The sequence below is a fragment of the Kroppenstedtia guangzhouensis genome, assembly GCF_014637345.1.
GTDB classification, from domain to species: domain Bacteria; phylum Bacillota; class Bacilli; order Thermoactinomycetales; family DSM-45169; genus Kroppenstedtia; species Kroppenstedtia guangzhouensis.
In genome coordinates this window covers 42,658-56,313 of sequence record NZ_BMEX01000011.1, presented here as the reverse complement: position 1 = coordinate 56,313, position 13,656 = coordinate 42,658, and the positions used below count along the sequence as shown (strand labels likewise).

General features: G+C 53.9%; 12 protein-coding genes and 1 tRNA gene. 12 read left to right on the top strand and 1 reads right to left on the bottom strand.

The features are described from left to right. The first annotated feature begins 15 nt into the window (after positions 1–15). The 10 genes from mfd (at position 16) to IEV46_RS13145 (ending at position 10,513) form a co-directional block, all read left to right on the top strand. Entirely contained in the window at positions 16–3,561 is a 3,546-nt protein-coding gene (mfd, locus tag IEV46_RS13190) for a transcription-repair coupling factor (RefSeq protein ID WP_188433018.1), read from the top strand. Next, entirely contained in the window at positions 3,545–4,561 is a 1,017-nt protein-coding gene (locus IEV46_RS13185; protein ID WP_188433017.1) for a peptidylprolyl isomerase, read from the top strand. The genes mfd and IEV46_RS13185 overlap by 17 nt, the downstream gene beginning before the upstream one ends. 164 nt (positions 4,562–4,725) lie before the next feature. Continuing rightward, positions 4,726–5,268: a stage V sporulation protein T gene (gene spoVT / locus IEV46_RS13180; RefSeq protein WP_188433016.1), complete on the top strand. Its 543-nt coding sequence runs from the start codon at positions 4,726–4,728 to the stop codon at positions 5,266–5,268. Between the two features lie 141 nt (positions 5,269–5,409). Next, positions 5,410–7,032 carry a putative polysaccharide biosynthesis protein gene (locus IEV46_RS13175; RefSeq protein ID WP_188433015.1) on the top strand — a complete coding sequence of 541 codons (1,623 nt, stop codon included), beginning with the start codon at positions 5,410–5,412 and terminating at the stop codon, positions 7,030–7,032. A gap of 17 nt (positions 7,033–7,049) precedes the next feature. After that, positions 7,050–8,516, top strand: coding sequence for a bifunctional methyltransferase/pyrophosphohydrolase YabN (gene yabN, locus IEV46_RS13170; RefSeq protein ID WP_188433014.1), 1,467 nt, complete (start codon positions 7,050–7,052; stop codon positions 8,514–8,516). Between the two features lie 76 nt (positions 8,517–8,592). Next, on the top strand, positions 8,593–8,865 hold the full coding sequence (locus tag IEV46_RS13165) for an HU family DNA-binding protein (RefSeq protein WP_188433013.1): 273 nt from the start codon (positions 8,593–8,595) through the stop codon (positions 8,863–8,865). Between the two features lie 2 nt (positions 8,866–8,867). After that, a complete protein-coding gene (locus tag IEV46_RS13160) occupies positions 8,868–9,146 on the top strand; it encodes an RNA-binding S4 domain-containing protein (RefSeq protein WP_188433012.1) in 279 nt (92 codons plus the stop codon). Between the two features lie 62 nt (positions 9,147–9,208). Then, a complete protein-coding gene (gene yabP / locus IEV46_RS13155) occupies positions 9,209–9,505 on the top strand; it encodes a sporulation protein YabP (protein ID WP_188433011.1) in 297 nt (98 codons plus the stop codon). Beyond that, positions 9,502–10,086 (top strand): spore cortex biosynthesis protein YabQ, encoded by a 585-nt coding sequence (yabQ, locus tag IEV46_RS13150; protein ID WP_188433010.1) that lies wholly within the window; start codon positions 9,502–9,504, stop codon positions 10,084–10,086. The genes yabP and yabQ overlap by 4 nt, the downstream gene beginning before the upstream one ends. Before the next feature lie 49 nt (positions 10,087–10,135). Further along, complete coding sequence (locus IEV46_RS13145) at positions 10,136–10,513, top strand: FtsB family cell division protein (RefSeq protein ID WP_188433009.1); 378 nt, start codon at positions 10,136–10,138, stop codon at positions 10,511–10,513. Positions 10,514–10,553: 40 nt separating this feature from the next. Here IEV46_RS13145 and IEV46_RS13140 read toward each other — a convergent pair whose 3' ends face one another. Beyond that, positions 10,554–11,894 (bottom strand): TrkH family potassium uptake protein, encoded by a 1,341-nt coding sequence (locus tag IEV46_RS13140; protein WP_188433008.1) that lies wholly within the window; start codon positions 11,892–11,894, stop codon positions 10,554–10,556. Positions 11,895–12,174: 280 nt separating this feature from the next. Between IEV46_RS13140 and IEV46_RS13135 the strand changes: the two genes are divergently transcribed. After that, positions 12,175–13,425 (top strand): exo-beta-N-acetylmuramidase NamZ family protein, encoded by a 1,251-nt coding sequence (locus tag IEV46_RS13135; RefSeq protein WP_188433007.1) that lies wholly within the window; start codon positions 12,175–12,177, stop codon positions 13,423–13,425. Between the two features lie 86 nt (positions 13,426–13,511). Then, positions 13,512–13,587 (top strand) — tRNA-Met (locus IEV46_RS13130). Positions 13,588–13,656: the final 69 nt, after the last annotated feature.

The window sequence follows — 13,656 nt, the reverse complement described above, 5'->3', positions numbered from 1 at the left end:
GGAGGATGAGAGAACTTGGACACACTGCTTCAGTTATATCAGAGGGATGAAGAGTTTCAATCCACATCAGTTTCCCTAAAAGAAGGACTGAAAGAGCAACTGGTGGCCGGTTTGACTAGTTCGGCGCGCATGCTTTATGTGGCCTCTCTGTACCGTGAAACCCGTCGGCCGGTCCTGCTGGTCACCCATAATCTGAACCAGGCCCAAAAAGCGGTGGAAGACTTGTATGAACTGTTGCCGAAGGATCAAGTGCTTCTCTATCCCGCCAATGAATTGGTGGCGACGGAGATCGCTTTGGATGGTCATGAAACCCTGGGAGAGCGGGTCCAGGTTCTTTCCCGTTTGTCCAAAGGCTTTTCGGGGGTTTTCGTTGTGCCGTTTGCCGGGCTGAGAAAATTGGTCCCGCCTGTCCATGTGTTTTCCGCCAACCATCGGACCCTGAAGGTGGGTGAGGTTCACCCTGTCGAATCATTGATTGACCACTTGGTCAAGGTGGGTTTCGAGCGGGTGGAGATGGTGGAAAAACCGGGAGAGTTCAGTGTAAGGGGCGGAATTCTCGATATTTTCCCCGTCACTTATTCCAATCCGGTCCGGGTCGAATGGTTCGATGATGAAGTAGATTCAATCCGCCCCTTCTCCGTTGCCGACCAGCGTTCCCAGACCAAATGGGATCAGGTGGAAATTCCTCCGGCAAGGGAGTTATTTGCCGATCCGGACACTTTGTATCGGGCTGGGGATGAGGTGGCCAACCTCCTGCAAGAGCGATTGTCCCAGGTGAAGGATCCTGAATTGAGCAAAAAGCTGACCGAAAAAATCACCTGGGAAATTGAACAGTTGAAATCAGGCACTCTCTTTACGGGCATCTACAAATATATCAGCCGGATCTATCCTGAGAATCACACGTTGTTGGACTATCTCGCCAAAAAGACAGTTTGGGTGTTGGATGAGCCTGCAAGAATCCAGGAGTCAGCCCGTCAGATGGAGAAGGAAGAAGGGGAGTGGCAGACTGCCTTGCTTCAGGAAGGAGAATTTCTTCCCCAGCTGAGGGTCTCCCACACCTATGAGGAGCTGTTTTCCCGTCGTGAGCATCCACGGATCTACCTCTCCTTGTTCATGAGGCAAGTCAGCGGTATTCAACCCCAGAACATCGTCCAATTTATCTGCCGGAGTATGCAACAGTTTCACGGTCAAATGCACGTGCTCAAAACGGAATGGGATCGTTGGGTGAAATCCAAATACAGGGTTCTGTTTTTGGCCAGTACTGAAGAGCGGGCGGCCCGGCTGGAACGGGTCCTGGCCGACTATGGAATGGAAGTGACCCGGACTCCGGATAAGAGCCCCTTGGTGCCGGGCCGTCCCTCGATCCGTGTGGCTTCCCTTGCAGGTGGTTTTGAGATGAGTGGCGCCCGTCTGGCAGTGGTGACGGAAGGGGAGGTTTTCACTCAAAAACGACGGCGGATCCGCCGGACGGCAAAGCTGGATCATGCAGAGAAGATCAAGGATTACCAGGAGCTCAAGCCCGGGGATTATGTGGTGCATGTCAATCATGGAATCGGCCGTTATGCCGGAACGGAAACGCTAGATGTCGGCGGAATTCACAAGGATTATCTCTTGATCCAGTATGCGGGTAATGACAAGCTGTATGTACCCATCGAACAGATCGACCAAGTGCAGAAATATTTGGGCAGCGAGGAAAAGACACCAAAGGTGTACAGCCTGGGAGGGAGTGAGTGGAGCAGGGTTAAGAACAAAGTCCGCTCCTCCGTCCAGGATATTGCTTCCGACTTGATCAAGTTGTATGCCAAACGCCAGTCGGAACGGGGCTATGCCTTTTCACCCGATACTCCTTATCAACGGGAGTTTGATGCCCTGTTTCCTTATGAGGAAACGGCAGACCAGCTTCGCTCCATCGAGGAGATCAAGCGGGATATGGAGAAACCTCAGCCGATGGATCGCCTCCTTTGCGGAGATGTCGGTTACGGAAAAACAGAAGTGGCGATCCGGGCGGCTTTTAAAGCCACGATGGATGGAAAACAGGTGGCAGTGCTGGTTCCCACAACCATCCTGGCCCAGCAACATTTCGAGACGTTTCGGGAGCGTTTTTCCGATTTTCCGGTGGAGATCCGGGTGTTGTCCCGTTTCCGTTCCCGGAAGGAACAGCGGGAAACGATCCTGGGTGTGAGCGAGGGGACTGTTGATATTGTGATCGGGACCCACCGCATCTTGTCCAAAGATGTCCAGTTCAAGGATCTGGGCCTGTTGATTGTGGATGAGGAGCAGCGTTTCGGGGTGAAACACAAAGAGAAAATCAAAAAGATGAAGAGCAATATTGACGTTCTCACCCTGACGGCCACACCGATTCCCCGTACTCTGCACATGTCGATGATGGGGGTTCGTGATCTGTCGGTCATTGAAACACCACCGGAAAACCGTTTTCCGGTTCAGACCTATGTATTGGAATATTCCGCCGCACTGGTACGGGAAGCGATTGAGCGGGAAATGGCCCGGGGCGGACAGGTTTACTTTTTATACAATCAAGTGCAGAACATTGACAAGATGGCGGAACAGATCCGGATGTTGGTCCCCGATGCCCGGATCGCAGTGGCCCATGGACAGATGGCGGAGACGGAATTGGAAAAAGTCATGCTGGACTTTTTGGATGGGGAGACAGATGTCCTGGTGAGCACCACCATTATTGAAACCGGGGTGGACATTCCCAATGTCAACACCTTGATCATATACAATGCTGACAAAATGGGCCTTTCCCAACTGTATCAATTGCGGGGGCGGGTGGGCCGCTCCAACCGGATCGCCTATGCATATTTCACCTACCAGCGAAACAAGGTATTATCAGAGACAGCTGAAAAACGGCTTCAAGCCATCAAAGAATTCACCGAATTGGGTTCCGGGTTTAAAATTGCCATGCGAGACTTGGCCATCCGGGGGGCCGGCAATCTCCTCGGAGCGGAACAGCATGGTCATATCGCCACCGTCGGCTTTGAGATGTACACCCAGATGTTGAAGGAAGCGATCCGGGATCAACAAGGGGAAAAGGAAGAAGAGGCTCGACCCGATCCCGTGATCGAGCTGAATGTCGATGCCTATATTCCCTCGGACTATATCCGGGATGAAAAGCAGAAGATTGAGATTTACAAAAAAATCCGGGCGATCCGCACTCTGGATACGGCCCGGGACCTGGAAGAGGAGATTGAGGACCGGTTTGGAGATCTGCCGCGCCCCGTGCAAAATCTACTCCGGGTGGCCCGTCTCCATGCTTATGCGATCAGATATAACATGGAGGAGATCAAACAAAACGGATATGATATCGTGATCCGTCTTCATCCGGATCAGAATCAGGTGGTGGACGGGCAGCGTCTGTTCCGGGTGATTCAGAATTTCCACGGACGGATCCGCCTCTCTTCCGGGGAACGAATCGGGATCACCTTCCGCCTCAAAGGGATTCCGACGGCGGAAGGACTGGAAATGGTGGAACAATTTCTGATACAATATGAAACGGTTCCCAAAACGAAAGGAGCAGTTCGAAATGCAGCCAATGAATAAACGACTGCTGACGGTGCTGAGCGCCTTCCTGGCAGTTTCTTTGTTGGTGGCCGGTTGCGGCACCAAGGATGACAAAAACGGACAGGAGACGGCCAAGGATGGACAAGCCAAGGTCCTCCCCACAGACAGTAAGAAAGTGGTTGCCGAGTATGAAGGCGGCAAGGTGACGGAAGGGGAACTGAACACCTATCTGAATATTTTGGCTCTGTTTCAACCTCAGATGGCTGCCATGATGGAATCCCCTGAGGCAAAAAAGGAGATTGTCAAAAGCTATATCGCAGAGCAGATGGTATCAGAGAGGGTAAACGGAAAAAAGTATGAAAAGCAGGCGGAAGAATCCTTGAAAGAATTTGAGGAGCAGTTGAAACAGATGCCTGCTGAGGGCAAGGACAAGAAAAAGCAGGATCTGGAGAGTTACTTGAAGGAACACGGGTTCACCAAGGAACAACTGAAGGACTTCCTGGAGAAAAACAACAAAGTTTCCGCCTACTTCGAGGATAAAGTGAATGAGAAGGATTTGAAGAAGCAATATAACAAATCCGACGATTTTTATAAAATCAAGTTGCGCCACATCTTGATCTCCACCCAAGAAGATCCGGAGGGAAAGAAGAAAAAACGTTCCGATAAAGATGCCAAAGCCTTGGCCGAAAAAGTGAAGAAAGAGCTGGAGGACGGAAAGAAATTCAGTGAACTGGCGAAAAAGTATTCCGATGACCCCGGCTCGAAAGAACAGGGTGGCGAGATGGAAGGGACACCTGATATGTGGGTTCCGGAGTTTTCCAAGGCAGCGCTCAAAACTCCCATCAAACAGATCAGCGATCCGATCAAATCCGACTACGGATATCATCTGATCCAGGTGACCAAGCGGGAAAAGCAATCCTTTGACAAAGTGAAGGAACAGATGATGGGTGAAAAGGTGACGGAGCTGTATCAAGCTTTTGTCAAAGATGAGGTTAAGGTGACCAAGCTGGACATCCCCGGAGACAAAAAGAAAAAATAACCAGGATGAGTGACAGGGCGAGATGCCCTGTCTTTTTTTACGGGATGCAACCGGCATAATAATTTGGCAAGGGATGAATACTATGGGCGTATCCATCAGCAAAGCAGGAAAGAGAAGCGGCCTGATTCGGACCAAATTATCGTGAAAGTGAGGCAACCAGACCCATGAAAGCAACCGGTATCGTACGTCGCATCGACGATCTCGGCCGGGTCGTGATTCCCAAGGAGATTCGCCGAACCCTCCGTATCCGTGAGGGAGACCCACTGGAAATATTCGTCGATCGTGACGGTGAAGTGATTCTGAAGAAATATTCCCCCATCGGAGAACTGGGGGACTTTGCCAAAGAATACGCAGAGGCATTGTTTGAGAGCATTCAGCATATTACCCTGATCTGTGATCGGGACTCGGTGATTGCTGTTGCCGGGGCTTCCAAAAAAGATTATCTGGAAAAGCCCATCGGGGGAATCGTGGAGAACTGCATGGATCAACGAAGACCACAGCAGGAGACGACTCCCGCGCGGGTGGAATTGATCCGGGATCAGCCGGAGGAATATGAATCCTACATTATTGTTCCCATCAATGCTGGGGGAGACCCCATCGGCGCCGTCATACTTCTTTCCAAAGAAGAAGGGGCCAAGATGGGGGAGCTGGAATTGAAGTTGGCCACAACAGCCGCATCTTTTCTGGGAAAACAGATGGAGCAATAACGTTTGTGGTGACCAAGATGAGGAGCGTCCACATGATCTGCAGCAGGCGGAATGCCTGCTTTTTTCCGCTTTGAGATTATACATTCCCCCTGGCGAAGTGTATACTTATATGGTGTTCACAGGATAAGAAAGGGGAACAACATGAAGCAGGGGAAACAGTCTTTTATGAAAGGGGCCGCTATCCTGGCAGTCGCCGCTTTCGTCACCAAACTCCTCGGAGCGGTGTATAAGATCCCCTATCAGAATATCACCGGAAATGAAGGGATGTTCGTCTATCAACAAGTGTATCCCCTGTACAGCACTCTGTTGACGGTGGCCACCGCCGGTTTTCCCATCGCAGTCTCCAAACTGGTGTCGGAGCGGTTGGCCTGGGGGGATGAAGAGGGAGCCCGGCGGGTTTTTCGTGTAACCTCGGTGATTCTGACCCTATCCGGTCTCGCTCTCTTTTTTCTCCTGTACTTGGGTGCCCCGATCGTGGCCGGATGGATGGGCAGCCGAGCACTGCTCACCTTGCCGATCCAGGCAGTCTCCACCGCCCTGTTGGTGGTTCCGATCATGTCAGTGATCCGGGGCTATTTTCAGGGGCACCGCAATATGACCCCCACTGCCGTCTCGCAAGTGGTGGAACAGGGGGTGCGTGTGGTGACCATCCTCACCTTGGCTTGGTGGTTCACAGTGAAGGGTTACGGGGTGGTTTACGCCGGCGCCGGTGCAGTGTTCGGCGCATTTACCGGCGCTGTGGCGGGATTGGTGGTGTTGCTGTTTTACTGGAATCAAAACCAAAGGGTGATGGCCCCGATCCCTCCCCGATCTTCCGCAGCCCCTGGAGAACCCACGGGAAGCCTGGTGCGGCGCCTGGTGGCACTGTCCATCCCCATCTCTCTGGGGGCTTTGGTGCTCCCTCTCTTTTCCCTGGCGGACTCTTTTACCGTGTCCAATCTGTTGGAGGTGGGCGGTTGGAGTCCTGCCGAAGCAGTGGAGTGGAAAGGGATCTATGACCGAGGGCAGCCCCTGATCCAGTTTGCTTCCTTTTTTGCAACAGCCCTCTCCCTATCCATCGTGCCGGTGATCGCTGAAGCACAGACCTTACGGGACGGGAGGAAAATCGCCGATCGTTCGGCGCTGGCGCTGCGGCTGACGTTATTCATGGGTCTGCCCGCTTCCCTCGGACTTGCATTGGTGGCCTACCCCACCAATGTGATGCTTTACAAGGACGGTGACGGCTCGGAAGCATTGGCCATTCTGGCGGTGACCACTCTCTTTTCCACACTGGCCATGACCTCCTCCGGGATCCTCCAGGGGATGGATCGAGTGGTGTTACCCGCTTGTAACCTGGGGGTCGGAATCGGGGTGAAATTGGTGGGCAATGTTTTTCTGATTCCGCTGTTGGACATCCGGGGAGCGGCCTTAGCCACAGTCCTGGGTTATGCCACTGCCGCGATTCTGAACCTGTTGGCCATCCGGAATCGGGTCGGTTCTCTGTTCAGGTTGGGCCCGGCGAAGATTCCTCTGCTCTTATCCACCCTGTTGATGGGAAGTGTGGTATGGGGAGTGGTGCAGGGAACCGGTTGGGTGACGGCGGGGTGGAGTCCTCGCTTGTCCATGACTGCAGCCTCCTTGAGCGGTGTGATGGTGGGAGCAGCCATCTACGGAGCCGCTTTGCTGGGACTGGGTGTGGTCCGGCGTCGGGATCTGGAGCGGATTCCCAAGATCGGCGGCAAATTGATTCCGTGGATGGAGAGATTCCATTTGCTGAAATCGTAACCAGGTGGTGATTGGAGTTGGGCAAAATCACGGTGGTCGGTTTGGGCCCCGGTGATGAGGAAGGTCTTTCTTTGGGGATATTCCGGTTACTGACCCGGGCGGAAGATCTGTGGCTGCGGACAGGGAGGCACCCTGTCGTCTCGTGGTTGGATGAAGAAGGCGTCTCCTACCAAACCTTTGATTCCGTCTATGAAAAGCATACCGATTTTTCGAGTGTCTATCGGGAGATTGCCGATCAGCTGTTTGCACGGGCCCGGAAAGGGAATGTGGTTTATGGGGTTCCCGGACATCCGATGGTGGCCGAAAAAACAGTGGAGATTCTCCAACGGGAAGGGAGGAAACAGGAAGTTTTGGTGGAGGTGAAAGGGGGCACCAGTTTTATGGATGCTGTCTTCACCTGTGTCGGAGTGGATCCGGTGGAAGGTTTTCTCCTCCTGGACGGGACCGCCCTGGATGCCGGCTTCGTCAATCCCCGCGTTCATCAGCTGATCACACAGGTTTACGACCGGATGGTTGCCTCGGAGGTGAAGCTCACACTGATGGAGGTCTATCCCGATGATACTCCCGTGACTGTCGTGACAGCGGCGGGTGTGTCCGGGCAGGAGCGTGTGGAACAGGTTCCTCTCTATATGTTGGATAGGGAGGATCGGTTTGGCAATCTGAGTACAGTCTACATCCCTCCTTCATCAGAACCGGATGTTCTTCACCGGCAATTTTCCACCCTGGTGGAGATCATCTCCCGTCTCCGCGCTCCGGGAGGGTGCCCATGGGATCGTAAGCAGACCCATGAAACCCTTCGACCCTATCTGCTGGAAGAATCCTACGAATTTCTGGAGGCTGTCGCCGAAGCGGATCCGGACAGGATGGCTGATGAACTGGGAGATGTGTTGCTCCAGGTTCTCCTTCATGCCCAGATCGCATCGGAAACCGGAGAGTTCGCGATCAGGGATGTGATGAAAAATCTGGCTGACAAGTTGATTCGCCGACATCCCCACGTGTTTGGGGACGAGTCGGTGGAAGATGAGAGAGATGTGAAGAGGAAATGGGAGGAGATCAAGGCCAGGGAACGAGGTGCTGAGGAGAGGTCCCTGTTGGAGGGAGTCCCTGAGGAATTCCCGGCCCTGGCACGTGCCCTCAAATTGCAGAAAAAAGCGGCGGGGGTCGGCTTTGATTGGGACAGCGCCGAAGGGGTGCGGGATAAACTGGAGGAGGAACTGGCGGAGGTGTTTGCAGCCTCTTCTGCGGAACGGGAAGAGGAAGTGGGAGACCTCTTCTTCACGGCTGTGGCATTGGCCCGTCTCTTCCAAGTGGACCCGGAGCAGGCGTTGCTGGGTGCCTGTCGTAAGTTTGTCCGCCGTTTCCGATGGATGGAGAAAGAAGCCCGCCGGATGGGCCGTCCGATGGACGACTTCCCTCTGACACAATTGGATGTTTGGTGGGAACAAGCCAAAGAGGAGGAGCGACGAGGTAAGGGGAATCTTTGAAAATCACCGGCAGGAGAAGGATTTTCCCTTTTTGCCCAGAAAGTATAATCCACATCGGTCTGAAGGAGGATTCCAAATGAATAAAAATGAACTGATCAACAACATCGCTCAAAAGAGCGGAATGACTAAAAAAGATGTGGAAACCGTCATCAACGGGTTCCTGGAAGAAGTGACCCAGGCACTGGGTTCCGGGGAAAAAGTCCAGTTGATCGGCTTTGGCACTTTTGAGACCCGCAAGCGGTCCAGCCGCAGCGGCCGCAATCCGCAGACCGGAGCTGTCATCGAGATCCCCGAGTCGACTGTACCGGCTTTCAAGGCGGGCACCCGGCTCAAAGAAGCGGTCAAGTAACGATGCGTCTTGATAAGTTCCTTAAAGTGTCCCGTCTGGTTAAGCGGCGCACCTTGGCCAAAGAGGTGTGTGATCAGGGGCGGGTGGAAGTGAATGGGAGGCCGGCCAAAGCGGGAACGGTTCTGAGCGTGGGGGATGAGGTGGCCATCTGTTTCGGCAACCGGTCCCTTCGGGTACGGGTGGAATCCTTGAAGGAGACCACCCGGAAGTCGGAAGCGGGTGAGCTGTACACTGTGCTGGAGAGAGATTCCGACGGCGGAGCCGATCATATCGGTTCCTGAGATGGAATAGTTCTAAAACTTGTCCTCCGTCATACCATGTATCGTAAAGGGGGTACATGCCAATGGCGGATGAATTGTATCTGTCCGGCGCGTCCCATCACGAAGTGGTGCTGGTCGGCCGGAATACCCTGGATGTGACCGGTGTGACGGGCGTGGACAGTTTTGACAGTGAAGAATTCCTGTTGCAGACGGAGTGTGGCTATCTCGGAATCAGGGGAACCAACCTTCATATCAAAACCCTGGATTTGGAACAGGGAAAAGTGGCGATTGAAGGGGAGTTTCATGAGATGAGTTACCTGGATGACGGACATCAGCGGGCGGATCGGGCCAAGAGCCTGATGGGCAGGTTGTTCCGGTGACGCTTCCCACCCAGTGGCTCACCCTGGGCCTCATGTTGGGATCGGGTTGGCTGATGGGCTTCATGCTGGACTTGTACCGAGTCCTCTCTCGCCGGTTTCGGCTGGGAGGATGGGCCATTTCTCTGGTTGATTTGCTTTATTGGGGCGTTTCGGGGGGACTCGTCTTTTCTCTTCTGATGTGGAGCAATTGGGGAGAACTTCGCTTTTACATCTTTGCCGCGATCCTCACAGGTTGGCTGACCTACCACACCTGGTTTGAAAATTGGGTCAGTCGGGGGATCGAATGGGGCGTCCATGCCGTGGAACAGATCCTTCGCTTTTTTTTGAGGATGTTTCTGGTTGTGGTGTGGCGGCCTGGAGTCGCGGTGTGGGTTCTGCTGAGGAGATTAGCGGTCCTGGGGTTCCGTCTGCTCCTGTGGGTCCTGCGGATTCCGCTCGGGATGCTCTCTCCCTTGGGTCGATGGTTGAAACCTGTCGGAGACCATCTCACCCGCCGGTTGGAACCGATCGTCCGCCCTGTTGCCCAACTTTCCCGCACGATCCGACGCTGGCTTTCAGGAAAAGGAAAGAATGATGAGTAACCCTGCCGCCCCCTTGGAATCGTGCAGTATAGAAAAAGGATGATTCAATATGGACAATAGAGGGTCATCGAAGAATGTGGTTTCTTTTCGTTCCACCCAATCAGCTCCGTCGATTCCCGAATCTTCCCCCCGCCGCCCCCCTCTGCCGCGCCGGGTCCGCCTTCGCCGGCGAATCTGGTTGGTCCTGATGCTCATTCTCTTCCTTTGGAGCGGGAGTGAATGGATCATCCAGACCCAAGCGGTTCACTCCAAGGAGGCGGCCTTGGTGGAGAAACGGCGGGAGCTGGCTTCATTGGAAAAGGAGCAAAGGGAGTTGAAGCAGGAGATCAGCCGGCTTCAGGATGAAAACTATTTGTTCGAGTTGGCGCGAAAGATGGGATACGGAAAACCGGGTGAGGAAATACTGGATGTGTCAGATCCCCAATGATGTACAAGCCGTCTGCTGGATGCAGACGGCTTGTTTTCGGTCAATGGCCGATGATCAGTTGTTCCCGGGGGTAGCGGTAAGGATCCGGCGGGGTCTTCCCCCGAATCAAAAATAGGATCGGAAGAAGGCCGATCCGGCCCACGAACATCAACACCATGAGAATTCCCTTGGTGACGGCGGTCAATTCCGAGGTGATTCCCAAAGAAGCTCCGGTGGTGCCAAAAGCGGAGTTCACTTCAAAGATGATGGTATGGAGGGACTGGTGAGGTTGCAGAGCAGTCACCAAGATGGTTGCCAATCCCACCAGGAGGATGCCGATGGAAAAGATGACTGCGGCCTTGCGGATGTCTTCGTCCAACAATTCCCGGTGAAACACCCGGATGTGGCGCTGGCCCCGGGCATATCCGAAGATAGCCAGAATCACTACGGCCAGGGTGGTGGTCCGGATTCCGCCACCGACGCTGGAAGGGCTGGCACCGATAAACATCAGGAAAGAGAGGAAGAGTTGGGACGAGACCGTAAAATCGTTCAGATCGAGGATCGTCAATCCACAACTTCGCATCGTCACAGAATAGAAAAGGGAGTTCCAAAAAGTTTGCCCCAACCCCTGGTCGGCATACAGGTGTTGCCCTTCCAGCAACCACAACCCCGTCACTCCCAGGACCAGCAGGGCGATATAAGTGGTGACGGTGATTTTGGTGAACAGGGAGAAGCGGAAATTCCGGCGGCCCCGGGAGGCAAACCACTCCTTCAGTTCGACCAGAACAGGGAAGCCGATCCCGCCGGCCACGATCAGCAACATGTTGAGAGTGATAAAGAAGTGATCATTCCGGAATCCGACCAGGGAATTCCCGAATATATCCAATCCCGCATTGGTATATGCGGAAAGGGAGCTGAATGCACCGTAGGCGATGGCATTCCATCCGTAGTCGTAGGCCAGGTGAAGGTAGATCCCCATCAGTACCGCACCTATGGCCTCGATCACCAGAGAGATGATCAGAATATCCCGCATCAACCGAACCAGACCCGCCAGGTCCGAGCGGTTTTGGTCCAGCATGATCATCCGTCGTCGCTGGATTCCGATTCTCTGACCGGTGGCCATCCACAAAAACGTACCCACGGTCATGAACCCAACTCCGCCGAACTGGATCATGACCATGATCATGATCACCCCTGCGGGGCTGAAAGTATCTGCTGTATTGACCACGGTCAGGCCGGTTACACTCACGGCACTCACTGCGGTGAACAGGGCGTCCAGATAGCTTAACTCCATCCCAGGCCGGTGAGCGACGGGAAGCCAGAGGAGAAAGCTGGCCAGGATCGATGCTGAAAAATAGATCAGGATCAGGAGCTGAACCGGTGTCAGCCTTTTCAGATTCATAGGTGAACCTACCCCACTCTCGGCCAAAACTAATGTTCATTTTACAATACAGGGTTCGGTTTGCAAATCGAAAAGAGGAATTTACTTCCCTTCAGAGAAGAAGAATGGGGAACGATAAAACGGACCCGGGGGAACTGTATGCGGAATCCGGGCAAAGGTTACAACAGGGGTGTGTCTGGTTTCAGATTGTTTCGCGACGGCCGGCTATGGGTGATCAGACACTCGGTGACAGGGTGATACCGACAAAAGTGAAGGCGGGACTCCCGGAGGAAAGGGGAAAATGTGGATGTGGAAGCGGTGGTTGAGTATGGGTTTGGCATTTACCCTCATCTTCGGTCTGCTCGGTTCCCAGGCTGTCGACGGGAAAAAGAAAAGTAAAAAGCAGGTGGAGACCGGGTTGGAGTTTCTCCTGGACCATCCTGAACGCCTCAAAGGAAAGAAGGTGGGTTTGATCACCAATCCCACAGGAGTTACTTCAGATCACCGACACGGGCTGGATGCCATGCTGGAAGCGGGGATCCATGTGGTAAAGGTGTACGGGCCCGAGCACGGAGTTCGGGGGACGGAACAGGCGGGGGACACTCCAGGATCCTATGAGGATCCGCGGACAGGGCTCCCCTTTGTCAACCTTTACGGAAAAGAGCCGACGGAGATGATCCCCCTTTTTGACGGGGTGGATGTGTTGATTTTTGATATCCAGGATGTGGGCACCCGCTTTTATACCTATATATACACCATGGCTCACGCCATGGAAGCGGCAGCCCGGGCGGACAAGACATTTATCGTTTTGGATCGACCCAATCCTCTTGGAGGCGTGAAGGTGGAGGGGCCGGTACTGAAACCGAAGTACAGCTCCTTTGTTGGTCTGTACCCCATTCCCCAACGGCATGGAATGACCGTCGGGGAGCTCGCTCGGATGTTTAACGGGGAATTCCTGCCGGAACCGGTGGATCTCCAGGTGGTTCCGATGAAAGGTTGGAAGCGGTGGCACCGGTTTGAGGACACAGGCCTCCCCTGGGTCCTGCCTTCTCCCAACATGCCGACAACAGAGACGGCACTCGTCTATCCCGGAACCGGGATGATCGAAGGGACCAACCTGTCCGAGGGTAGGGGAACCACCCGCCCCTTTGAGTTGGTGGGAGCTCCCTATATCAAGGGTTGGGAATTGGCTGAGGCTATGAACCAAGCCGGATTGCCCGGAGTCTCCTTCCGGGAAGCCTACTTCACCCCCACTTTCTCCAAATACGAAGGGGAGACAGTGGGAGGGGTTCAGCTGCATGTGGAGGATCGAAAAGCCTTCTCTCCGGTATTGACAGGCTTGACTCTCATTCAGGAGACAAAGCGATTGTATCCGGATCAGTTTCAGTGGAGGAGTGACCACTGGATTGACAAATTGACCGGCTCCGATCGGGTCCGCAAACAGATCGACGCAGGTGTGCCGGTTAAAAGGATCGTGGCGAGTTGGAAGAATGAGCTGAAGGAATTCCGGCAATTGCGTTCCCGATACCTTATCTATCCGCCGACCCGCTGAAAAAGCAGAAAAAGCACCCCTAAAAAAAAATCGAAAAAACCCTTGACACAGTCACAAGTGGTTAGTATAATTACATTTGTGACTGACGCGGGGTGGAGCAGTTGGTAGCTCGTCGGGCTCATAACCCGAAGGTCGCAGGTTCAAGTCCTGCCCCCGCAACCAACTGAACAAAACGGGGTGAGGGGTTCGGGTTCCTTTGGGAACAACCCCCGAAATCCGGATTCCTCCCCT